This is a genomic window from Flavobacterium sp. UW10123 (assembly GCF_040538975.1).
Classification (GTDB): Bacteria; Bacteroidota; Bacteroidia; order Flavobacteriales; family Flavobacteriaceae; genus Flavobacterium.
In genome coordinates this window covers 61,836-87,216 of sequence record NZ_JBEWQE010000001.1, presented here as the reverse complement: position 1 = coordinate 87,216, position 25,381 = coordinate 61,836, and the positions used below count along the sequence as shown (strand labels likewise).

General features: G+C 33.2%; 17 protein-coding genes. 11 read left to right on the top strand and 6 right to left on the bottom strand.

Features of this window, described 5'->3' with window-relative positions; translation table 11 throughout:
• Window positions 1-7: 7 nt before the first annotated feature.
• From mdxK to ABXT06_RS00335, 4 genes are all read right to left on the bottom strand, one after another.
• Window positions 8-2,311, bottom strand: a complete 2,304-nt coding sequence (gene mdxK / locus ABXT06_RS00350; protein ID WP_354588972.1) for a maltose phosphorylase MdxK — start codon at window positions 2,309-2,311, stop codon at window positions 8-10.
• Between the two features lie 142 nt (window positions 2,312-2,453).
• Entirely contained in the window at window positions 2,454-3,107 is a 654-nt protein-coding gene (gene pgmB, locus ABXT06_RS00345) for a beta-phosphoglucomutase (protein ID WP_354588971.1), read from the bottom strand.
• 18 nt (window positions 3,108-3,125) lie between these two features.
• Entirely contained in the window at window positions 3,126-4,481 is a 1,356-nt protein-coding gene (locus ABXT06_RS00340) for an MFS transporter (RefSeq protein ID WP_354588970.1), read from the bottom strand.
• 175 nt (window positions 4,482-4,656) lie between these two features.
• Window positions 4,657-5,688, bottom strand: coding sequence for a LacI family DNA-binding transcriptional regulator (locus ABXT06_RS00335; protein WP_354588969.1), 1,032 nt, complete (start codon window positions 5,686-5,688; stop codon window positions 4,657-4,659).
• A gap of 236 nt (window positions 5,689-5,924) precedes the next feature.
• Here ABXT06_RS00335 and ABXT06_RS00330 point away from each other — a divergent pair, with 236 nt between their 5' ends.
• The 11 genes from ABXT06_RS00330 (at window position 5,925) to ABXT06_RS00280 (ending at window position 23,166) form a co-directional block, all read left to right on the top strand.
• Window positions 5,925-8,906: a SusC/RagA family TonB-linked outer membrane protein gene (locus tag ABXT06_RS00330; protein WP_354588968.1), complete on the top strand. Its 2,982-nt coding sequence runs from the start codon at window positions 5,925-5,927 to the stop codon at window positions 8,904-8,906.
• A 36-nt stretch (window positions 8,907-8,942) separates the two neighbouring features.
• Complete coding sequence (locus ABXT06_RS00325; protein ID WP_354588967.1) at window positions 8,943-10,550, top strand: RagB/SusD family nutrient uptake outer membrane protein; 1,608 nt, start codon at window positions 8,943-8,945, stop codon at window positions 10,548-10,550.
• 24 nt (window positions 10,551-10,574) lie between these two features.
• The gene (locus tag ABXT06_RS00320) at window positions 10,575-11,390 is read left to right on the top strand and encodes a SusE domain-containing protein (RefSeq protein ID WP_354588966.1); all 816 of its coding nucleotides are present in this window, start codon (window positions 10,575-10,577) and stop codon (window positions 11,388-11,390) included.
• A 477-nt stretch (window positions 11,391-11,867) separates the two neighbouring features.
• Window positions 11,868-12,068 carry a hypothetical protein gene (locus ABXT06_RS00315; RefSeq protein WP_354588965.1) on the top strand — a complete coding sequence of 67 codons (201 nt, stop codon included), beginning with the start codon at window positions 11,868-11,870 and terminating at the stop codon, window positions 12,066-12,068.
• A gap of 78 nt (window positions 12,069-12,146) precedes the next feature.
• A complete protein-coding gene (locus tag ABXT06_RS00310; RefSeq protein WP_354588964.1) occupies window positions 12,147-12,347 on the top strand; it encodes a hypothetical protein in 201 nt (66 codons plus the stop codon).
• A gap of 73 nt (window positions 12,348-12,420) precedes the next feature.
• Window positions 12,421-13,587 carry a DUF6625 family protein gene (locus ABXT06_RS00305; RefSeq protein ID WP_354588963.1) on the top strand — a complete coding sequence of 389 codons (1,167 nt, stop codon included), beginning with the start codon at window positions 12,421-12,423 and terminating at the stop codon, window positions 13,585-13,587.
• A 5-nt stretch (window positions 13,588-13,592) separates the two neighbouring features.
• Window positions 13,593-14,975 carry a DUF6734 family protein gene (locus tag ABXT06_RS00300; protein WP_354588962.1) on the top strand — a complete coding sequence of 461 codons (1,383 nt, stop codon included), beginning with the start codon at window positions 13,593-13,595 and terminating at the stop codon, window positions 14,973-14,975.
• Complete coding sequence (locus ABXT06_RS00295; protein WP_354588961.1) at window positions 14,972-16,561, top strand: vitamin K epoxide reductase family protein; 1,590 nt, start codon at window positions 14,972-14,974, stop codon at window positions 16,559-16,561. Before ABXT06_RS00300 ends, ABXT06_RS00295 begins: the two co-directional genes overlap by 4 nt.
• Before the next feature lie 2 nt (window positions 16,562-16,563).
• Window positions 16,564-18,753: a peptidase domain-containing ABC transporter gene (locus ABXT06_RS00290; RefSeq protein WP_354589290.1), complete on the top strand. Its 2,190-nt coding sequence runs from the start codon at window positions 16,564-16,566 to the stop codon at window positions 18,751-18,753.
• A 21-nt stretch (window positions 18,754-18,774) separates the two neighbouring features.
• Window positions 18,775-20,073 carry an HlyD family secretion protein gene (locus ABXT06_RS00285; RefSeq protein ID WP_354588960.1) on the top strand — a complete coding sequence of 433 codons (1,299 nt, stop codon included), beginning with the start codon at window positions 18,775-18,777 and terminating at the stop codon, window positions 20,071-20,073.
• Between the two features lie 216 nt (window positions 20,074-20,289).
• Window positions 20,290-23,166, top strand: coding sequence for an alpha-amylase family glycosyl hydrolase (locus ABXT06_RS00280; protein WP_354588959.1), 2,877 nt, complete (start codon window positions 20,290-20,292; stop codon window positions 23,164-23,166).
• 161 nt (window positions 23,167-23,327) lie between these two features.
• Here the strand turns inward: ABXT06_RS00280 and ABXT06_RS00275 are convergent, their stop codons facing one another.
• Both ABXT06_RS00275 and ABXT06_RS00270 read right to left on the bottom strand, forming a co-directional pair.
• Window positions 23,328-23,564, bottom strand: coding sequence for a DUF6814 family protein (locus tag ABXT06_RS00275; RefSeq protein WP_354588958.1), 237 nt, complete (start codon window positions 23,562-23,564; stop codon window positions 23,328-23,330).
• A 14-nt stretch (window positions 23,565-23,578) separates the two neighbouring features.
• Complete coding sequence (locus ABXT06_RS00270) at window positions 23,579-25,072, bottom strand: MFS transporter (protein ID WP_354588957.1); 1,494 nt, start codon at window positions 25,070-25,072, stop codon at window positions 23,579-23,581.
• Window positions 25,073-25,381: the final 309 nt, after the last annotated feature.

Genomic DNA, 25,381 nt, shown 5'->3' with positions numbered 1-25,381 from the left:
TTGTAATTTAATTTATTTGTACAAATTTACTTGCATTTACAGTTTTTCCGTTAACGATAATTGTTAAATCTTGATCGCCGTCTACAGTAAATGTGGTTTCGTTGTGATTTACAGCTACTTTAAGAATTTGGTTTCTGAAATTGATTTTAAACGAATAACCTTTCCATTCTTTTGGAATTTTAGGCGAGAAATGAAGTTGATCATTTTTCACACGCATTCCTCCAAAGCCTTCCACGATACTCATCCATGTACCGGCCATTGACGTGATATGACAACCTTCTTCAACTTCTTTATTATAATCGTCCAAATCCAAACGAGAAGTTCTTAAATAAAATGTGTATGCCATGTCCATTTTATCTAAAGCTGCAGCCTGAATTGAGTGTACGCAAGGCGAAAGTGAACTTTCGTGAACGGTAAACGACTCATAAAATTCAAAATTGCGCTTTAATTCTTCTTTCGAAAAATGATCTTCGAAGAAATAGAAACCTTGTAAAACGTCAGCTTGTTTGATGTAAGGCGAACGCAATACGCGATCCCAAGACCATTTTTGGTTAATCGGGCGCTGTGATTTATCTAAATCTTTTACAGGAACTAAATCTTTATCTAAGAAACCATCTTGCTGTAAATAGATTCCAAGTTCTTCAGAAATAGGGAAGTACATATCGTCTGCCACTTTTTTCCATTCCTGAATTTCATTCGCCGAAAGACTTACTTTTTCTAAAATACGTTTGTGATCTGCAGGATATTCTGAAGCTACTTTTTCGATTTGTTCAGCAGCAAAATCAATACACCATTTTGCAATATAATTGGTGTAGAAATTATTGTTGATGTTGTTTTCGTATTCGTTTGGACCTGTAACTCCCAAAATTACATATTGATTTTTATCTTTTGAGAAAGAAGCTCTTTGGTGCCAGAAACGTGCAATTCCGATTAAAACTTCTAATCCTTTTTCTGGAATATAAGAGTAATCTCCCGTGTAACGGTTGTAGTTGTAAATCGCAAAAGCAATTGCACCATTTCTGTGGATTTCTTCGTGTGTGATTTCCCATTCGTTGTGACATTCTTCACCGTTCATGGTTACCATTGGATATAATGCAGCACCGTTTTTGAAACCTAAATTATCTTTAGCGTTTTCAATCGCTTTGTCCAATTGATTGTAACGATACGTCAATAAGTTTCTCGCAACTTGCTGATCTTTTGTAGCCATGTAAAACGGAATACAATAAGCCTCAGTATCCCAATAAGTAGATCCGCCGTATTTTTCTCCGGTGAAACCTTTAGGACCAATATTTAAGCGGCTGTCTTTTCCTGAATAGGTTTGGTTTAATTGGAAGATGTTAAAACGAATTCCTTGTTGCGCTTTTACATCGCCTTCAATAGTAATATCTGACATTTCCCAAACTTTTGCCCAAGCATCAATTTGGTTTTGAAGCAAGGTTTCATAACCTAAAGCAACAGCAGATTTGATTACTTTTTCGGCTCCAGCCAAAGTATTTTCGTGGTTTAAAGAAACCGTATAACCTCCAATTTTTTGGATTGTTGAGGTTTGTCCTTTTGCAATAATAGTTCCGTAAGTGTACTGAACTTTATCTACCGTTGAATCGATTGTCGATGGCGAAACGTTGATGTTTTCTCCGTTGGCCAAAATCGTATTGTGCATGAAAGTCGTAACCTTAAAATGCGTTTTGAAAGTCTGAGCAGTTACAAAAGCTTCGTTTGTTCCTTTTTTAACCTCAAGCGGTTCCCAAAATTTTTCTTCCCAGTTAGCATCTTCATTAGTTACACCAGCGTCGATATACGGTTTGTAAACGATTTTTGCATCTTTGTTTAAAGGCGTAATATCATATTTGATAACTCCGGCTTCGTCTAAATCTAACGAAAGAAAGCGACGAACGTTTACTGCGATTTCAGTTCCGTTTTTCAAAACTGCTTCAAAAGAACGGTTGTACCATCCTTCTTTCATATTCAATTCTCTGCGGAAGTTTCTAACCTCGGAGCAAGTATTTAAATCAAGATTTTCTTCGTTGATTTCAATGTCAATTCCGATCCAGTTTGGAGCGTTAAGTACTTTGGCAAAATATTTCGGATAACCGTTTTTCCACCAGCCCACTTTTGTTTTGTCTGGATAGTAAATTCCGGCAATATAACTTCCTTGAAAAGTTTCTGCGGAATAAGATTCTTCAAAATTCGCACGCTGTCCCATAGCGCCGTTCCCGATACTAAAAAGACTTTCAGAAGATTTTACTCTCTCTGCATCAAATCCTTCTTCAATAATAGACCAATTGTCTGGTTTTATATAATCTTGGTTCATCTTTTAAATTAGATAATTCGGCAATTTGGTAATTAGATAATTGCCTTGGTTTCTTATTAACTTTTTACATTCATTTGAGTAATTGTTGCATTAGAATATTTGTCGATGAGGAGTAGTATTATCTCATTGACACATTTTCTAATTATCCGATTAACTCTTCAATAAAGCTTGTTTCAATTTGGGTAAAATCTTTAAAAATGTGATCAGCTTCATGTAAAATTGTTTCCTCACCAATTCCCACACTTACCATTTCTGCGATGTTTGCTGCCTGAATTCCAGCAACAGAATCTTCAAATACGATTGAATTTTTTGGATCAATGTTTAATAATTGAGCCGCTTTTAAGAATACTTCAGGGTCTGGTTTTGCATTGGTAACGTCATTTCCGTCAACAATAACATCGAAGTAAGACAGAACACCTGTTTTTTCTAGAATTGGTCTTGCATTTTTACTCGCTGAGCCTAATGCAATTCCTTGGTTTTTATCTTTTAATAGTTTTAGAATTTTTAAAACTCCTGGAAGAACCTCACTTTCATCCATGTCAACTAAATAAGATAGGTAATCTTCATTTTTTTGAATTAACCATTGATCTTTTTGTTCTTGAGTAGCCTGAACATTTCCTAACCCAAGTATAATGTCTAGTGAACGAACGCGGCTAACACCTTTTAGAAGTTCGTTGTCTTCGTGCGTAAAATTGATATTTAACGATTTGGCAATTTTTTGCCAAGCCAAAAAGTGGTATTTAGCGGTATCAACGATCACTCCGTCAAGATCGAATATGAATGCTTTTTTGCTCATTGTGTGGAAAATTCTTTATTATGATTTTTGAGTAAAGTCGTCTACGTCTTTTACTTTAGATACTAAAGCTGCCGCGATTAAGAAACTAACGCCGCTAGTAACTAAGGCATAAATTGCGTCTCCGTTGTAAAGGTATTTTACAATTGGACCACCAATTAGAGCGTTTACAATTTGTGGAATAACAACAAAGAAGTTGAAGATTCCCATGTAAACTCCCATTTTTTTAGGTGTAATTGAACCCGCAAGAATAGCATAAGGCATTGCTAGGATACTCGCCCAAGCAATTCCGATTAAGATCATTGGCAAAACAACCCAATCTTCATTTGGCATGAAATAAATGGAGATTAAACCAATTCCTCCAATGACTAATGAAAGTGAATGTGTTGCTTTTCTTCCGATTTTTTTAGCGATATAGGGCAAGAAAAACAAAGCGACAATGGCAGAAACTAAGTTGTAAACACCAAACAGAATTCCGACCCAGTCACCAGCGTCTTGATATTGCTGGCTTGATGTATCTTCCAATGGTAAACCATAGATATGGTGTGCGATTGCTGGAGTGGTAAAAACCCACATTCCGAATAATCCGAACCAAGAAAAAAATTGCACCCAGCTAAGCTGGCGCATTGTAGTTGGCATTTTTGCAAAATCGGTAAAGATGTCTGTGATTTTTGATTTTTCATCAGAATCAGAAATCGCATCATTTTGCGGATCTTCAAATTTTGCCAGTTCTTCTGGCGAATATTCTTTGGTTGTGAATAATGTAACTAAGATTGAACCAATTAAAACCGCCGCTCCAATAATAAAAGATAACGTTAGATTTAACGGAACACTTCCAGGAACTGTACTGTTTGGGACACCAAAATATTTCGTAAGAATGTATGGCAATGCAGAACCAATTACGGCTCCAAAACCAATTAAAGAAGTTTGGATACTAAATCCTGCAGTACGCTGATCTGTTCTTAAATTGTCCCCAACAAGCGCTCTGAAAGGTTCCATTGCAATGTTGAAAGAAGCGTCCATGATCATTAACATTCCAGCTCCAACCCATAAGGCAGGTAAAACAGAAATGAAAATGTTAGCCTGTGGCATTAAAATTAATCCCACTGAAGCTAAAACGGCTCCTACTAAAAAGAAAGGTTTTCGTCTGCCGAATTTTCCCCAGGTTTTATCGCTGTAATGACCAATAATAGGCTGCACTATTAATCCCATAAGGGGAGCAATAATCCAGAACCATGAAAGTTCATGTACGTCGGCACCAAAAATTTGAAGAATTCTGCTGGCATTTGCATTTTGTAGTGCAAACCCCATTTGGATTCCTAAGAAACCGAAACTCATATTCCAGATTTCCCAGAAACTTAATTTACGCTTTTCCATTATCGTAATTTGTGAAAATTATACGATAAGCGCTTTGCTTATCAAAACTTTGTTTCTTTCGAAGTAAAACTAAAAGCCTTGACGGGCGTAAAATTATAAATTATTTTTTTATATATGCTAATAAAAAAGCCATAAATATTTTTTATGGCTTTAGAAAGTATTGATTTTAAGAAAATTAGTCAGTAGATTCTCTTTTTATAAGATGAGTTTCTATGACTTCTGTAATATAATTTTCATTGTGTTCTTCGTCGTCATCTTCTTCGGCTTCTATTCTTTCTATAAGCATTTTAGCCGCTTTATTCCCCATTTTTTCGCCACTCTGGCTAACAGTTGTAATCGTTGGAGTAGAGTATTTTGAAATAATTCCGTCTGTAAAAGCAATTACGGCTATATCTTCAGGAACTTTTAATCCCATTTTCGATGCAGTTTTAATAATTGTTACTGCAAAAAGCTCATTTACAGCAAAAACAGCATCGAAAGCTCTGGCATGAAGAAGTTCAGAAATGGTTATTTCGCAAGTATCTACATCTTCAATTTTTATGATTAAATCTTCGTTAAAAGGCAATCCGTTATCTAATAAAGCTTTTTCGTAACCATCTGTTCGCAGTTTTCCAACACTTACATAATCAACTGTTGTAACTAATGCGATTTTTTTACGTCCGCTGTCAATTAAGCTTTGAACAGCTTCATACGCTGCAGATTTATCATCAATAATTACTTTATCGCAAAGAATATCGTTGGTAACGCGGTCAAACATAACCACAGGCATTCCTTGATTGATAACTTCTGTTATATGGTGAAAGTCTCCTTTATACTGTGTTTCCTTAGAAAGAGACATGATAAAACCGTCAATACTTCCGTTGGCTAGCATCTCCATGTTTAGGACTTCTTTATCAAAAGAATCATCAGATACACAGATAACAACACTGTAGCCATATTCGTTTGCAACCTGTTCAATTCCGTTGATTACAGTAGAAAAAAAGTAGTGTACAATTTCGGGAATAATGATGCCGATACTCTTAGTTTTTCGGTTTTTTAAACTAAGGGCAATGTTGTTTGGTTTGTAGTTGTAAAACTTAGCAAAAGCTTGCACTTTTAGTCTGGTTTCTTCTCCAATTTCGAGACTGTTTCTTAGTGATTTTGAGACAGTTGAGATTGATACATCAAGTTCCTTTGCGATCTGTTTTAGGGTTATTTTGCGTTTCATGGAGTTAATTCAAAAAAATCTAATTAATAATAAAGGTGTATAATATTTTTGGTATTTGCAATTTTAACGCTAAAAGATTACAAAAAATAGAAAGTTTTCAACACTACCACGTTTTCGTAAAGCAATAAAAAGTGCCTGTTGTCGAGCATGTTAATAAATTCATAATTTTGAAATTCGAAGTAAAATTAAAAACTTAACTAACGTTCAAAAACTCAAAACTAATTTAAACAAAAAGTATGAAAACAATTTACAAAAAGTTGTTATTTTTATTCCTATTGTTGCCTTTTACAGTGTTGGCTCAGAACACTTTAAAAGGGACTGTTGTAGACAAAACAACAGGTCAGCCAATACCAGGAGTAAATGTAAATGTACAAGGTGCTCCAAACGGTGCATCAACTGGATTTGATGGAAATTACCAGCTGTCAAATGTTAAAAACGGTAACAAAATTGTTGTTTCTTTTATTGGATACAAAACAGAAACAATCGAGTACACAGGTCAAAAAACACTTAACGTTACTTTAGAAGAAGACACTAATCAGCTTAAAGAAGTTGTGGTGCAAGTTGGTTACGGAACTGTGAAGAAAAAAGATGCAACAGGGTCTGTTTCTCAAATTGCAGCAAAAGATTTTAATAAAGGAATTAACGTAACGCCAGAAACATTAATTAGCGGACGTATTGCTGGTGTTAATGTTGTTGGAGGTGGAGCTCCAGGAGCAAAAGCAGATATTAGAATTCGTGGAGGATCTTCTTTGAGTGCTTCTAATGAGCCTTTAATTGTAATCGATGGACTTCCTATGAGCAATGCTGTTCCAGATGGTGCTACAAGTGTTTTGTCTACAATTGACCCTAATGATATTGAATCATTTACTGTTTTAAAAGATGCATCTGCAGCAGCAATTTATGGTTCTCGTGCTGCAAATGGAGTAATTGTAATTACAACTAAAAAAGGAACAAAAGGTGGTGTGAAAGTAAACTTTAGCTCTCAAGTTGGTATCAATACTGTTGCTAACACTGTAGATGTGATGAGTGCTGATGAATATCGTGCAATTGTAAATGCAAACGGTACTCCAGCTCAAAAAGCTTTACTTGGTACAGCAAATACTAATTGGCAGGATGAAATTTTTCACACAGCCCTAACAACAAATAATAACATATCGGTAAGTGGTTCATTATTTAATAAACTTCCTGTGCGTTTATCTGTAGGTAATGTGGATAATCCTGGAATATTAATGAATACTTCTTTTGAGAGAACTACGACATCGTTATCGTTAAATCCAGTTTTATTTGATAATCATTTAAAAATCGATATTACAGGAAATTTAGCTTTTGGAAAAAATCAGTTCCAAAATGAAGGAGCAGCAATTAGTAGTGCTATTATATTTGATCCTACACAGTCAGTTTATCAAGAAGGTTCTAGATATGGAGGATACTTTGAATGGCTAGAAGCAAATGGAAATGTACCATTGTTGCCAGCGAGAAACCCTGTGGCAAGAATAAATCAAGAAGACAGAAGAGCGACATCTACTAGAAAGTGGGGTAATATTAGAGTAGATTATAAATTTCATTTCTTTGAAGATTTAAGGATCGTTGCCGAAGCAGGTATCGATAAATTTGATAGTGATGGTTATAATGCAATCAGTACTGAAAGTATTTTAGGATACCAGCCTAACACATTTGATAAAGGTAACTGGATTAATTTAGGGGGGTATACTCATTATACAGATACTCGTCAGAACAAAAACTTAAACACATACTTTAATTATACTAAAGATATTGGTAAGTTTAAAATTGATGCTACAGCTGGTTACAACTATCAGCTATTCCAGAGAGAAGGATTTAACTCAGGAGATATTAAACAGCCTAATCCGCCTGCGGATGTTACAACAGACGCAGACGTTAACTTGCAGTCGTATTTTGGACGTTTGAATTTAGGATATGACAGTAGATATTTATTAACTGTGAACTATAGAAGAGACGGAACTTCACGTTTCTCTAAAGAAAACAGATGGGGTAATTTTGCAGGAGGTGCCTTTGCATGGAACTTGGCAGAAGAAGCATTCTTAAAGGACAATGAAACTTTATCTAGTTTAAAATTAAGAGTTGGATACGGAACTACTGGCCAGCAAGATATTCCGCGTGCATACGATTATTTGCAGCGAGTAACATTAGGAACGCTAAATACACAATATGTTTTTGATGGTGTTATTTATAGAGCTGCAAGACCTGAAGGGTATAACAAAGATATTAAATGGGAAGATTTAGCAGAAATGAATATTGGAGTAGATTTTGGCTTTTTTAACGAAAGGCTAACAGGTACTCTTAACTATTTTGATAAAAAATCTAGTGATTTATTGGCAGATATCCCAGTTCCTGATGGAGCAAACATTCGTAACCAAGGATATAGCAACATTGGAAGCGTTAGAACAAAAGGGGTTGAGTTTAGTCTTCAATCAGATATCATTAAAAATGATAAATTGACATGGAATGTTGCCGCTAACGTAACATATATTGATCAAAAAATATCTGATTTGGGTGTAACAGTTCCAGGATTCCAAGGATATATTACTGGAGATGTAATTGCTGGTGGTACAGGAAATCAGGTGTTAATTCACTCAGAAGGATACGCACCAAATTCATTCTTCGTATTTGAGCAATTGTATGATGCGAACAAAAGACCTATTCAAGGTGCTTACGCTGATAGAAATGGTGACGGTGTAATTACAGATGCTGACCGTTATAAATATCATAAACCAACAGCAGACTATACTTTTGGACTGTATTCTACATTGAATTACAAAAAGTTCGATTTTACAATGAACTGGAGAGCTAGTTTAGGAAATTATATTTTCGATAACGTAAGTTCTGATAAAGGATATTTACAAGCCGGTTTAAGAAGAGATTCAGATTTGGCAAATATTACTACAGATTATTACAATACAGGTTTTACAACTGAAAGTAACTCTAATGGAACTCAACGTAATTACTCAAATTATTATGTAAAAGATGCTTCTTTCATTAAGTTAGATAACATCGTATTAGGATATACATTTGACAAAACAATATTAAAAGCTGCTTCATTAAGATTTACAGCTGGAGTTCAAAATGTTTTGGTATTTACAAAATACAATGGTTTAGATCCTGAAAAATTCAACGGAATAGATAATAATGTTTATCCGAGAGCGAGAACATTCTTGTTTGGAGTAAACGCGAATTTCTAATAGTACATTGAAAATTAAATTTAAAAAATAAACAAAATGAAAATATCATTTAAATATATATCTTATTTTCTCCTATTTATATTAGGATTAAGTATGACACTTACTTCATGTACGAGTGACTTAGATGTGAAGCCAACAGATGATGATGAGTTTCTTTCTGATGACTTTTTTCAAGATCCAGCATCATACAAGCAAGTAATGGCAAAATTATATGCAGGTTTGTATGTAGGGGGTAATGATGGTGACGGACAAGCTGATATTTCTGGACTTGGAGGAGATTTTAGTAGTTACCTTAGACTACTATTTGTAACTCAGGAGTTTCCAACAGATGAGGCGATTGTTGCGTGGAGTGATGATGGTTTGCCTGCAATAAATGGGCAAAAATGGAGTCCAAGTAATCAATTCTTGTACGGAATCTTTTCGCGAGCTTTTTATGAAATTAGTGTTGCTAATGAATTTTTAAGACAGACAACAGACGAAAAACTTACGCAGAGAGGTATTGATGCTAAAGTAAAAGCAGAGGTTACGACTTTACGAGCAGAAGCACGTTTTTTAAGAGCTTTTTCTTATGTAAATTTGATGGACTTGTTTGGTAATGTGCCAATTACAACTGAAAATGACCCTGTAGGATACTACTTTCCAGAACAAAAAACAAGAGCAGAAGTTTTTGCTTTTGTAGAATCAGAATTAAAAGATATGGATGCTACTTTAGCTCCTTCTGGATCTAATGAATACGGTAGAGTTGATAAAACAGCTGCTAAATTTTTATTGGCACAGATTTACTTGAATTCTAAGGTTTATACAGGAACAGAAAGATATAATGATGTAGCTACAATATGTAATGAAATTATAACAGGTTCTGCATATACTTTTGCAAATGTTCCTTACCGTTATTTATTTTCTGCAGATAATAATAGAAATGGAGCACAAAGCGAAGTTATTTTCCCAATTGTTGGTGATGGAAATGCAATTAGAGCAATTGGAGGAGGTATGAGTTTTATTTTGCACGCATCTATCGGAGGAAAAATGGCTAGTGGAGATCAAGGAATGGATGGAGGTTGGTCTGGTATCAGAACAAGACCAGAATTTGTTCAATTATTTCCTGACGTAAATGCTGCTTCTGATAAGAGAGGAACATTTTTTACTGATGGACAAACTTTGGATATAGCTGATTATGGAGTATTTTCTAACGGTTATGCAGTTACAAAATTTACAAATGTAAATTCTGATGGTTCTAAGGCACAAAGACCAGATATGCCAGACACAGATTTTCCAATGTACAGATTGTCTGACGTATATTTAATGTATGCTGAAGCTACACTTAGAGGTGCATCGTCAGGTAATATGACATTAGCTTTAGAGTACGTAAATAAAATCAGAGCAAGAGCTAATGCTGGTCTTATTACAAATTCTGAATTAACATTAGATTTTCTTTTAGATGAGAGAGGACGTGAATTGTTTTGGGAATGTCATAGAAGAACAGATTTGATTCGTTTTGGCAAATTCACAGGATCGTCTAAAATCTGGCAATGGAAAGGTGGCGTTAAAAATGGTAGCGGTACAGACTCATTCAGAGATTTGATGCCTATTCCATCACGTACTATCCAAGCAAACCCAACTTTAAAGCAAAATCCAGGATACTAACTAACCCTTATAAAAATAAATAAAATGAAAAATATATATAAAATTTTAATCGCATTCATTGGTGTATTAGCGGTGTCATGTAATGCAGATGATGTAGAAGACAGACCAGTAATTACGCCAGAAGAAGCTCCAGTTTTACTTAGTCCACAAAATGACTTTAACATTGTTCTTACCAAAGAAAACGAAAAAGAGATTGCAACAACAGTAATTTGGGATTATGCAAAGTACAATGGTACAGCAACTGTTGTTAATTATACTATTGAAATCGCAAAAGCGGGAACAAAATTTGCAGCGCCTGTTGCTGTTACGACAACTACAGCACGTTATAAAGCCTTAACAGTAGCTGAACTAAATTCTGCTTTGGTTAATGGAGGTTTTATTGAAAAAGAAGAAAACAATGTTGATATTCGTATTAAAGCTACAGTTGGTACTGGAGCAGAAGCACAATATTCTAATTTCTATACATTTAAAGCAACTCCTTATCACACACCATTAGCAACTTCTCACTGGTTAGTAGGTGCTGCAACTCCAGGTGGATGGACTTGGGATGGTGATGCTGAAACTGAATTCCCATTAGTAGTTGGTAAAACAGATGTTTATCAAGTAACAGTTGTTCTTAAAAGCGGAGAAGCATTTAGAGAATTCTTAGGAAATAACTTTACAAGTAATGGTAACTGGGATGCAAGTCACAATTATTCTTACTATTCAGGATTAGGTTATACTATTGATGACGAATTAGTAAACGCTGGAGATGGTGATAGTAACTTTAAATATACTGGACCAACTGGACCAAGAGTTTTAACTATTGACAATGGTGCGAAAAAAATAACATTAGATTAATTCTAGCCTAGAATAATATGAGGAAAAGAGCTGTCGAAAGACAGCTCTTTTTTTATGCTTTATTTTTATTTAATTAAGTTTTTTGTGTATTGGTACAAAAGCGACATGAATTATTAATTTGATAAATAAGAGAGAATTATTTTTTTAAAATAATAAAAAGTTAACTGTTTTTGTGATACTATTTTTATTTATTAACACTATAACGTTATAGTTGCAATCAAGAAAAAATCACTGTAAATCGGTAAGGTATTTTTTATATTTTTAAGATGTTAATGTCGCTTTTTTAAGTTTTAAGACATTGATTTACTTTGATTTATTTGTCTGATTAGTTTGTAGTTGCAAATGCAAATTAAAAGATTTTTAAATACGGCTGCGCAGCCAAGACCGATCCCGAAATTGATGTCACTAAAATAGGATTTTAGAAAAAAAGCGGAAGCCGAAAAGCTAATGAGTAGGCTGGTTTTAACTTACTAAACAATGAAAAAAATCAGTTTAAAGAATATCTATGAAGGAATGAAAAGAGAAGAACTGCGAATGATACAAGGCGGCTGTGGCTGCGGAGCAGGTCTAGGTAGTTCTTGTATTCCTAATAGCCCAGTCTTTAATTGTGCACCTCGTTTAAAATGTGTTCCAAAACCATTATTTCCTGGAGATACATTTACAGCAGTTTGTTCTTAAAACTATTGTTTTAACCAACCAAAAAGCGGAAGTCGAAAAGCTAATGAGTAGACATGTAAAAAATCAAAATTTATTAAAATGAAAAAGATTAGTTTAAAAAACATTACCGAAGGTTTAAAAAGAGATGAAATGAGAATGATTCAAGGAGGTTCAGGATGTGGATCGCCTGCAGGAAGTTTTTGTTATTTGAATCACGGTATCTTTAATTGCGCTCCAACTTTAAAATGTGTTCCTAAACCACAATATCCAGGAGACATTTATACAGGAATCTGCTACTAAACGATTCTTATAGTTCATAAAAGACTATGCTATAAGTAAAATTATGGCATAGTCTCTTTTTTAATTTGACAAAATGAAAATAGTACTACTAAATTGTTATCTGGGAAAATTGCCGTGGTACTTTGATTTTTTCTTAAAATCCTGCGAAACCAATCCCACTATTGATTTTATTATCTTTTCAAATGATGATGAAAAAAGAGAGATTCCGAAAAATGTAAAAATGGTAAAGTTTTCATTGGATGCCTTTAATCATCTTGCATCACAAAAACTTAATCTCGATATCAAGATTAAAAATGCTTATAAAATCTGCGATTTCAAACCTGCTTTTGGAGTTATTTTTCAAGATGAAATCTTGAATTATGATTTCTGGGGAGTTTGCGATATTGATGTGGTTTTTGGTAGAATTAGAGAATTCATGACAGAAGAATTACTTGAAGAATATGATGTTATTTCGGTTAAAGATTCTTTTCCATCAGGATATTTTCTGCTTTTTAGAAACAATGCAAATGTGAATCATTTATTTGAAAAAAGTAATGATTACAAATTCGTTTTCACATCAAATAATAATCATTGTTTTGATGAATGCGGTGGAGCTTATGATGAAGTTATAGCTGGGTTTAATATTCTTGATGTGCAAACAGAAACAGAAAGCATTCATCACGTTTTAGTAAAGGAACAAAACAATATAAGAGTTCATTTTGATTTGTTTATTATCGAGGGAACTCCTGGAAAAATAAAATGGGAGAACGGAATTTTGAGCTATAAAAATGAATACGAAGTTTTGCTTTATCATTTTAGCAGTTACAAGAATAATGTTTTTTCGCGTATAAAAAAGTGGAAAAAAATACCGAAACAATACTATATCGATAAATATAGCATACGCAAATATTCAAATTTCGGAATTACTGCCAAATGGAACGATTCTATTAAACCAAATCTTAGAAATAATCTTTTTAGAATGGATATTTTCTTTTCTAAAACTTTAAATATGAAGCCAATGCGAAGTTTAGAAAACGGTCAGTATTCATACATGAACAGACATGTTTTTATTGGTAAAAACAGCAAAGAACAAAATTATATAACTCATGATAATTCTGGAAATCATTTTGATTTAATCAAAATGACTTTTCATGCAAAATACTTTTTCAATAGAAAGACAAAGCAATATTATAAGAGTGATGAGAATGGTTTCTATGAAGTACTCCTTGATGGAAATTTAATTAAATACTCCAAATCCTAAATCAAATGAAAATAATTCAATCGTTTTGGTCTCAAAATCTAGAAGACCCATTAGCTGAAAATTACGGATGGCTTTCTGAGGCACACAATTGGTTAAGCTGGATATTGAGTGCCAATCAATTAGCCAAGTTTTATAAAGTAGAGTTGTATACAGATCAAAAAGGATATGAAATATTAATTGATAAACTTCAGTTGCCATATCATAAAGTTCATGTTGTTTTAGACGAGCTCAATCATTATCACAAAAGTCTTTGGGCGATGCCTAAAATTAAAACCTATAGCCTTCAAAATGAACCTTTTTTGCATGTTGATGGTGATGTGTTTATTTGGAAAGAATTTTCAGAAGAGTTATTAAGTGGCGACTTCATTGCTCAAAATTTGGAGATTACAACAGAATATTATGAAGAAATGTGGAAAGATATTTATCCTAATTTATCGTATGTTCCAAATGAAATGAAAAACTATATTAATAATAGCAGTAATTATGCTTATAATATGGGAATCATTGGTGGTAATAATTATGAGTATTTTAAAAAATATGCTGCAGTATCATCAGCCTTTGTAGATAATAATAGACCTGTTTGGAATTTTATTAATGGGTTTAATTTTAATATTTTTTTTGAGCAGGTTTTATTTTATAATATGGTAAATGAAACTTCGGAAAAAGTTAATTGTTTGTTTCCAGATACACCAAATGATAGCAGTTATATTGGTTTTGGAGATTTTGATAAAGTACCCAATCAAAAAACATATCTGCATTTGCTGGGAACCTATAAAAAAAGCACGCGTATTTGCAGTAATCTAGAAACGTATGTGATTAAAGAATATCCAGAATATTTTGAACGTTTACGAAAATTATTTCCAGATTACTTCTCATCTTATCAAATGTCTTTTGATAAATCTAAGAATCAAGAGTTGAAAAATGATTTTAAACTAAAAAATGGTTTGAGAAATAATCAAAGCATTTCTAGTGAATACATTATTGGAAGAAATTTTATGTCTTTGGAATTTCCTCAGGAGTTTGATCAATTAATTGCAGACAATAAACCATTTGAATTGTTCAAATTGACTGAAGCAGAAATTAAAGACTTTTTTAATGAGCAATTAAATCAAGAAGTAAGATCTGTAATCGTTCCTGAGCTGGGACATAGAATTTCACAGTTAAGTATTGACGAAATTGATGAATTAATTTTGCAGGAATTAGAGTATCCAACACTTTATACAGATTTTGTATTAACAATGGAGAATTATTTAGAAGAAGATATTGATGAGGAAGGAAAAGTAAATTTTATAGAATTGATTCAAAATAGAACGCGATTTTTTATAGTTGAGAAAGTACTTTTTTTAAAGGTAAAAATTGATGAAACAGAGTTAATTACGGTAAGATGACAGATTTTTTTTATCTCAAAAAGTATCTTCAAGAGCATAAATATTATCATTTTGAAGACAAAATATTATCTGAATTAGAATCGCATCCTGATTATCCGAGTTTAGCGGCAATTGTTGATGTACTTAATTTTTATGATATAGAAAATATCGCAGCCCGAATAGATCAAAGTGATTTAATTAATCTGCCTAAGACATTTCTTTCGGTTTTTTGTACGCATACAGGAAGTGAAATTGTTTATACCAAAAAAGCAGGAAGTAATTTTGAAATCCAATTTGCAAATGGTTACGTTCAAAAACTTTCTAGAGCAGAATATCTTGAGGGATGGAACGGAATAATTGTAGCTATCGAGGAAAATGATAATACTGATAACACTGAAAATAATTTTGGCTCAAGTACTCACCGTTTGCTTTTAATTGCAATTTGCTGTGGCGCTTTATTAAATATTTGCTTAGAGAATTCATCCAATATTATACTAGCAATGTGTTATGCGTTAACATCATTTGCAGGGTTATTTATTAGTGTTTTTTTAGTGAGAGAAGATTTAGGGTTTATAGATAGCTCTATTTCTAAAATATGCCATGCAGCTAAAAATACAAGTTGTAAAGATGTTCTTTTTTCCAATAAAGCAAAAATATTTGGCAGATTTAAATTAAGTGACATTTCCTGGGTTTACTTTTTAGCTTTAACTGTTTTTTCAATTTTCACAGTATTTCAGGATAGTCTTTTCGTTTATAGTTGCCTGTCTTTACTGAGTGTTCCTGTATTATTTTATTCAATTTTCATACAGTATTTTACAATAAAAAAATGGTGCGTTTTATGTTTGGGTATTATTGGTGTATTGATAATCCAAATTGCGCTAGTCCTAATTTATAGTTTTAATGATTTTTTGCCCTCAGTAGATGTAAAAGGACTAGTTGTGTTTTTTGCCATTTTGACCTTGTTTGCAATGGTTTGGATGACAATAAAAAAAATAATTAAGAGTAACCTAAAGAATAAAAACAGCGAAGTAAAATATAACCAGCTTAAGAGAAAGTATAGTGTTTTTAAAGCATTATTAAATGCTGATCACGCAGTAGATGGAAATAGTTTAGAAGGTATTAAAACAATTGTAATTGGAGAAGAAAATACCCCAATTACACTTTACGCTATTCTCAGTGCCTCATGTATGCATTGCCATAACGCCTACGAGAATTTAATGAAATTGCAAACTAAACATCTGGAACAAATAAACATAAAACTTATTTTCAATATAAATATTGATAATCATTCAAACCCTTATAATACAGTATACAAACAGCTCTTAAGTTATCATCTAGAAGGTGATTATTATAAAGTCACAGAAGCACTGAAAGATTGGCATATTGAAAGATTGACTCTTGAAGAATGGAATTTAAAATGGAAGAATGAGCCATCGGAAGAAGCCGCGGTAATAATACAAAAGCAATACAATTGGTGTCTCAATAATAAGGTTTTGCATACTCCGGCAATCATTCTAAATGAACAATTATTGCCAAAAGATTACCAAGTTAATGAACTTCAATTTTTCATTGACAATTTAATAGAAGAAAAAACTTTAGTATTTTGAAAATAAAGAATTTCCCTTTTTATAAACAGCCCGATGCTAAAGATTGTGGCCCTACTTGTTTACGCATTATTGCAAAATACTATGGAAAAGTAATTGAACTACAGCAAATACGAAATCTCTCTGAAACTACTCGTGAGGGAAGCAGTTTATTAGGGCTAAGTGATGCCGGTGAAGCTTTGGGATTTCATACTCTTGGTATAAAAAATAACTTTGAGACTTTACAAAATGAAATGCCTCTGCCATGCATAGTGCATTGGAATAATCAGCATTTTGTAGTAGTTTACCAAATAAAACGCGATAAGGTTTATGTGTCTGATCCGAGCCATGGTTTGATAACTTACTCTAAAGAAGAATTTATTAAATTTTGGATTGGCAAAAATGCACACGAAAAAACAGAAGAAGGAATTGCACTTTTACTGGAGCCTACACCAGAGTTTTACAGAAATGAATGGGATAACGAAAACTCTAAAAGGAGTTTTAGTTATTTGACCAAATACCTCTTCCGTTACAAGGGCTTAGTAATTCAGTTGATAATCGGATTGGCAGCAGCGAGTTTATTTTCATTATTGTTTCCCTTTCTTACTCAGAGTATTGTAGATGTTGGAATCCAGACGCAAGATTTGAATTTTATTTATTTGATTCTTCTGGCTCAGTTAATGCTTTTTGCTGGACAAACCTCAATAGAAGTACTGCGCTCATGGATAATGCTTCACTTAAGTACAAGAATTCATATTTCGTTGGTTTCAGATTTTTTTATAAAGCTCATGAAATTACCAATTAGTTATTTTGACAGCCGAATGACAGGAGATATAATGCAGCGAATAGGAGATAATAGGCGAATAGAACAATTGCTTACAGGTAGTTCGCTCAACGTTATGTTCTCGTTGGTAAATCTAGTCGTATTTAGTTTTGTGCTTATTTTTTATAACCTTCAACTGTTTTTGGTGTTTTTGATTGGCAGTACTCTTTACCTTGCTTGGATTTTGTTTTTTTTAAAAAAGAGAAAAGAATTAGATTATAAACGTTTTTCTCAAGTTTCAAACGAACAATCTAAGGTTATGGAACTTATAAATGGAATGCAGGAGATAAAAATGCATAATGCCGAAAAACAAAAACGTTGGGGATGGGAGTTTGTTCAAATACGTCTTTTTAAAGTCAATATGCAGTCCCTTACTTTAGAACAGTGGCAATCTGTAGGGTCAAATTTTATCAACCATCTTAAAGATTTATTAATTACTTTTTTTTCGGCAACCTTAGTAGTCAAAGGAGATTTAACGTTAGGGATGATGCTTTCTGTTCAGTACATAATTGGACAGCTAAATAATCCGTTAATGCAGATGGTAGGTTTTGTGCGTTCACTTCAGGATGCTAAAATAAGTCTAGAAAGATTAGGTGAAATTCATGACAAAGAAGACGAAGAAGATTTATTGAATCCTAAAATCTATGATTTAGGACATTCAGACATTTCTATTAAAAGCGTATCCTTTAGATATACTGGAAATCCAGATTATGTTTTAGAGGATTTGAGTTTATTAATACCAAAACAAAAAACAACTGCAATAGTGGGAACAAGTGGCAGTGGAAAAACAACTTTACTAAAACTTTTAATGAAATTCTACGAACCAAATTCGGGAGAAATTCTTTTAGAGAAAATGAAATTCAATACAATTTCTCCAAGTGCTTGGAGAGGAAAATGTGGAGTTGTAATGCAAGAGGGATTTGTATTTAATGATACAATCGCTAATAATATTGCTGTAGGAGAAGACTATATTGATAAAAAGAAATTGCTTCATGCTGTTGAAACAGCAAATATCAAAGATTTTATTGAAAGTTTACCGCTTTCATATAATACAAAAATTGGAAACGAAGGTACTGGGATTTCAGGCGGACAAAAACAACGTCTTTTAATTGCCAGAGCAGTTTATAAAAATCCTGATTATTTGTTTTTTGATGAAGCAACTTCATCTCTCGACGCTAATAATGAAAAGATAATTATGGAAAATTTAAATCAATTCTTAGTAGGTAAAACAGCTGTTATAATTGCACATAGATTGTCGACTGTAAAAAATGCAGATCAAATTGTGGTGCTTGAAAAAGGGAAAATAGTCGAGATTGGAACTCATAAAGAATTAGTCCTTGCACAAAAAAACTACTATCAATTAGTAAAAAACCAATTAGAATTGGGCAGCTAAAACGTTGAAAAATTAAATTAAATGACAGAGAATAAAGTTTTAAATGATATAGAATTGAGGTCAGAATCAGTTCAAGAAGTGCTGTCCAATCCACCGATTTGGATCGTTCGCTATGGTATTTCTGTCATTTTTGGAGTGATGCTATTGTTTATAATAGGATGCTGGTTTATAAAATACCCCGACGTTATTTCAGCAAAAGCTGTAATTACTTCACATCATCCGCCAGAACGATTAGAGTCTAAGGTTAATTCGAGAATAGTTAAGCTTTGCACATCCAACTCCTCAAAAGTAAAAAGAGGAGCGATGTTAGCTATTTTAGAAAGTACAGCTAATTACAATGACGTTTTGAAATTGGATAAAATAGTAAACTCAATTCCTTCTGATTATGAATTGTTTTATTTTCCTTTTCAGAAATTAAATAATTTGCAGCTTGGGGATATTCAAACTTCATTTAGTCAATTTCATAAAGCATATATAGAGAATGAATTAAATCAAAAACTCCATCCTTATTCAGAAGAAATTGCAGCTGCCAAAAGCTCACAATCTGAAAATTCGAATAGATTGGCATCACTATATGAACAGCAGAAACTTGAAAAAGTAAAATTAAATTTAAGCGATGCTCAATATAAAAGGTCGTTACAATTGTTTGAAAAAGGAGTCATTTCTAAATATGATTTAGATCTTCAAAAAGCAAATAATCTGCAGGCTAAACAAAGTTATGATCAGACTAATTTGGCTATTTCTCAGCAAAAAGAAGCTATAAATCAAGCAAAAAAGCAGGTTGTAATAAACGAGATTACTCAAGAAAAGGTTGATGTTACAAATTTGAGTACATTGTTTCAAGCTCTTGATGAGCTAAAAAAAAGTATTCATGTCTGGAAACAAAACTATTTGTTTACTGCGGCTTATGATGGTGTTTTTAAATTTCAAAATTCATGGAAAGAAAATCAGCTTATAAAAGCAGGAGATCTGTTTGCAACTATATTGCCTGAAAATCAAGGTGAGTATGTTGCAAATTTAAAAGTTCCGTTGCAAAATTCAGGTAAAATTCAACTTAACCAAAAAGTATTGATTAAACTCGATAATTTCCCTTTTCAGGAATACGGGATGCTTGAAGGGCGTGTTCAATCTATGTCGACAATAACAGATAAAGACGGAGAATATTTTATTGAAGTTGAAATGCCGCAAGGTTTAAAAACAACTTACGGGAAAAAGATAAGGTTTGATAAAGAATTAATAGGTTCCGCAGAAATCATAACAGAACAAATGCGTTTAATAGAGCGGGTTTTTTATCAATTCAGAAAACTAATGCAACGATAATCAGCTTTTTTCAAAGACTATTACTTACTATTTAAGGGTTGTTTTTCTGTCTGAAAAATTCACGTTTTTCGAACGCTTTCAGATATTTAGAACAAAGTTTTAAACACTACAACGTTTGCGTTACAGTGTTTCGAAAACGCTTTAGTAAAAAGTGTTTCTAATAAGATATCTTTAATTAATTATCTCTATCTCGCTTTAAATTATAATGATCAAATTATGAAAAAAACTTTACTTTTATTTTTCTTTTGGTTGTCATTTGTTGCAAATTCTCAACAAATAACGGTTTCTCCTGCTATATTTCAAGTTAATGAACCTATCACGATTACGGCTTCATTTTCATCAAGTACTTGCAATACAATGGGGACAACTCCAACTAAAGTATATATGCATTCTGGAATAGGTACAGATGCAAATCCTTGGCAGGTTGTTAAAGGAAATTGGGGTGCTGATGATAGCATCGGATTAATGACTAAAAATGCAAATGGAACATGGAGTATTACAATTACTCCAAGCACATATTTTGGATTAACAACGGCTCAGCAAACTGCAGCAACAAAAATGGGTATTGTGTTTAGAAATGCGACAGGTTCTCAGACATTAAAGCTAGCTCCTTCCTGTACAGATTTTTTTCTTAATGTAGGATCTTTTCAAGTAACATTAACTTCTCCAGCTGAAAATAGCACTACAATTATTAATTCTGGTTCAAATTTCACTATCAGTGCAACAAACACAGGCGGTGCTGGAAGTTATACTTTAAAATCTAACGGAACAACAATTAATACAAACACCAGCACTTCAAGTTATTCTTATACACATACAAATATTACAGGAAATCAAAATTATGAATTAATTGGAACTCAAGGAACAACAACAGTTTCTAAGAAATTTTCTGTTGTGGTAAATCCAAGTACGGTATCACAAGTCATGCCAGCAGGTATGGTTGATGGAATTAATTACAATGCGACAGATGTCACAAAAGCAACTTTGGTTCTAGATGCGCCTTTAAAAGATTTTGTATATGTTGCCGGAAGTTTCAACAACTGGCAACCAACATCAGCCTATGCTATGAAAAAAGATCCCTCTTCGGGAAAATTTTGGTTAGAAATATCAGGTCTAGTTTCTGGCGTAAATAATACCTATCAATATTGGGTTGGTGATGCGACGCCGCTTGCAAATTCGCCATCAATGGTAAAAACGGCAGATCCATATTCTACTTTAGTATTATCTCCTTATGATGACCCTTCGATTCCTGCAGCTAAATATCCAAACATGCCAGTTTATCCTGCAGGGCAAAATTTTGAGGTTACAGTCTTAAAAACGGGACAAACTCGTTATAATTGGAAAGTGACCAATTTTGTAAAACCCGAAAAGGAAAAGTTAGTAGTTTATGAAGTTTTGATTCGCGATTTTGATGCATCAAGAAGTTATCAGAGCTTGATTGATAGAATAGATTATTTTAAAAATCTAAAAATTAATGCAATTGAGTTAATGCCAGTAATGGAGTTTGAAGGTAATGAAAGCTGGGGTTATAATACTTCATTTCATATGGCTTTGGATAAGTTTTATGGAACTTCAGATAAATTAAAAGAGTTTATTGATTTATGCCACCAAAACGGAATCGCTGTAATTCTAGATGTAGCTTTAAATCACGCTTTTGGAAGAAATCCAATGGTGAGAATGTGGATGAATGATCCTGATGGAGATGGTTTTGGTTCGCCAACTGCAGAAAACCCATATTTTAACACTGTAGCAAAACATAGTTATAGTGTTGGTGAAGACTTTAATCATCAATCGTTAAAAACCCAGTACTACGTAAATAGAGTTATTAAACAATGGATTGAGGAGTATAAAATTGATGGTTTCCGTTGGGATTTAACCAAAGGTTTTACACAAGCTTGTACAGATTCGGATCAAGTTTGTACAAATGCATACCAGCAAGATCGTGTTGATATTTTAAAAAAATATGCCGATTATTCGTGGAGTTTAGATCCGACACATTATACTATTTTTGAGCACTTAGGGTCTGATACTGAAGAACAGCAATGGGCAAATTACAGAATTACAGAAACACCAAGTAAAGGTGTAATGATGTGGGGTAAAATGACAAAAGAGTACAATCAATTGTCAATGGGATACGCTTCTGAAAGTAATATTTTTAGAATGAATAGTGTAAACCGTGGGTTCACAAAAAATCGTTTAATGGGTTATGCAGAAAGCCACGATGAAGAACGTTTGATGTATAAAAATGTGCAATATGGAGCTTCAAACGGAAGTTACAATGTAAAAACATTAAATACAGCATTGTCAAGAATGTCTGCCATTGGAGCAGTTTCGTTACTAATTCCGGGACCAAAAATGATTTGGCATTTTGGTGAATTAGGTATGGACGATTCTATTTTTAGCTGTAATAACGGAACTGTAAATGATGAAACAACAACTACTCCAGGAGATTGTAAATTAGATTTAAAACCACAGCCTCAATGGACAGAAAACTGGCTAGGTGATTCTAATCGAAATAAAATTTACAATGAGTGGGCTAAAATGATTACCCTAAAAAAGACAGAACCTGTATTTCTAGGCACAGCAACAATGGCCAATACGGCTACTTTGACAGTAAATATCAAAATTACAAACAGTAGTCTGACTTCGGCTCAGCTTAAAGATGTTGTGATTTTAGCCAATTTTGAAACAACTGCACAAAATATGATTCCAGGATTTCAGTATACTGGCGCGTGGTACAACTTAATGGATAACTCAACCATTAACGTTACAAATGTAAATGCGCCAATAACCATAGCTCCTGGAGAATATAGAATTTATGGTAATAAACAGGCAAATCTGGCAATAGAAGATTTTGAAAAAGGAAACCAGGTTAGTCTGTATCCAAATCCTGTTGCCGATTATTTTACTTTAGGTTTTACAGCTTCAAAAGTAGATATCTATTCTATTACAGGACAATTAGTAAAGACATTTAATACAAACGGAAATACAGAATATCAATTCTCTGTAAATGATTTGACTTCTGGATTGTATCTCGTAAAGACGTTTGATGAGAATAATAAAGTTCGTGTTGTGAAGTTTATTAAAAATTAGGTTTGGTTAGTAATGAAAAAGGGCTGTCTAGAAATGGACAGCCTTTTTTTTGTTTAGAGTTTTTTTTATAATATAAAAACGTCTTATTTTAATACTTAAATGTCTTTTTGAGGTAATTAAATAAGTATGCAGTATTTTGTATTTTGATTTTTATTTGAGTTTTACTTGTTTTTAGTTTTAGGATCATTATATTCTCCAATCAAAGAATAATACCCAAATGTTCCTAAGCCCATAACAATAAGAGGAGTTAGTATAAATAGGATAATTACACCAAATACTAAATCGTCTTGCTGGTCTGAAAGAAGTTTTGGCAAACCAAATTCAAATACGCAAAAGTAGGCGGCCGCCAGTGCTAAAGCAATCCATAACGCCCCTAAAACTTGTTTAATCGCATTCATTTTTTTTGTAAATTTTAAAGGTGAGTAATTTTGTTTTTGTTGTCAATATAAATCATTCCAATAACAAAGCAGATTCCAGCAATAATTATAGGATACCATAATCCGTCCAGATAAAAATCGGTCTTGCCTGCTGTTTTGGCGTGTGATACAAAGTAAGTTGAAATGGCAGGAAGCAATCCTCCAAAAATTCCATTCCCTACATGATAAGGAAGTGACATAGAAGTATATCTGATTTTAGTTGGAAACATTTCGACTAAAAATGCTGCAATCGGACCATAAACCATAGTCACAAATAATACTTGAATGAAAACTAAGAAGGTTAATGTCCATTTATCGCTTGAATTAATTAGTATTGATACAGTAGTTTGAGCATCTTTTTTGTTCAGATACGTTTTTTTCTCCACCATGGATGTGCCGTCGGTATATTTTTTTTCTGTAGTTGTAATCGAATTTCCGTTAGCCTTGTTTTCAGTTGTAACCCTTGGATTTTCAAGAATCTCTGTTTTTTTGCTTACGTCAGTCGTATCGTACATCATCTTATAAATAGGTCTGTAGGAAAGTATGGCAATCAGCATACCAAACATCATAATATACTTGCGGCCAATTTTATCGCTCAGCCATCCAAAAACAATAAAAAATGGAGTTCCAAATAAAAGTGCAATTCCTAATAATTCATCAACTTGCGAAGAATCAACATTCATAACCGTTTTCATGAAACTCATTGCATAGAATTGTCCCGTGTACCAAACAACACCTTGTCCCATTGTAGCTCCAAACAGAGCCAAAAGAACAAATTTTAAATTGTATCTGTTTCCAAAACTTTCCTTCAACGGATTTGTGCTTGTTGTTCCTTCCTTTTTAGCTTTCGCAAAAACAGGAGATTCGTCCATATTTTTTCGAATCAGATATGAAACTCCAACCATGGCAATAGAAACCCAAAAAGGAACACGCCATCCCCATAAATCAAAAGCCTCGGCAGAAAGTACGCTTTTGGTAGCTAGAATAACCATCAGCGAAATAAATAATCCCACAGTAGCTGTAGTCTGAATCCAAGAAGTCCAATATCCTTTTTCTCCTGCCGGCGCATGTTCGGCAACATACGTTGCTGCACCACCATATTCACCTCCAAGAGCAAGACCTTGCAGCAGACGTAAAATCAAAACTAATAAAGGAGCCAGAAAACCAATTGTTTCATAACTTGGAATACAGCCTATTAGAAAGGTAGAACCCCCCATTAATAATAAGGTGGCCATAAAAGTATATTTACGTCCAATAATATCTCCAAGCCTTCCAAAAAACAAAGCTCCAAATGGGCGTACGACAAATCCGGCAGCAAATGTGGCTAGAGTAGATAAAAACGCCGCGGTTGGATTGTCACTTGGAAAAAATTTAGTTGAAATAACGACAGCCAAACTGCCAAAAATGTAAAAATCGTACCACTCGATCATGGTGCCCATAGAAGAGGCCGAAATTACTTTCCAAATGCCTTTAGTAGAAGTTTTGCTCATAAAACTGCTTTGATATCTTGTTAATGAATGAAAAAGAAAAATACAGTTTTACGAATATATAAGATTATTTTTTATTCAGTCAATACTTTTTTAACAAAAACTATTTATTTGTTGACTTTTTGATTTTAAAAACTAAAGTAAATTTGAAGAGGTTTTTAACGGCAAAGAGCGTAAAGATTTACGCAAAGGTTCACAAAGTTTAAAAATAACTTTGCGAACCTTGCGATTTTTTTCTTTGCGCTCTTTGCGGTTAGATAAAACAGAAAAGTATAAAAAACAAAAAACCCGAATATTTCTATTCGGGTTTTG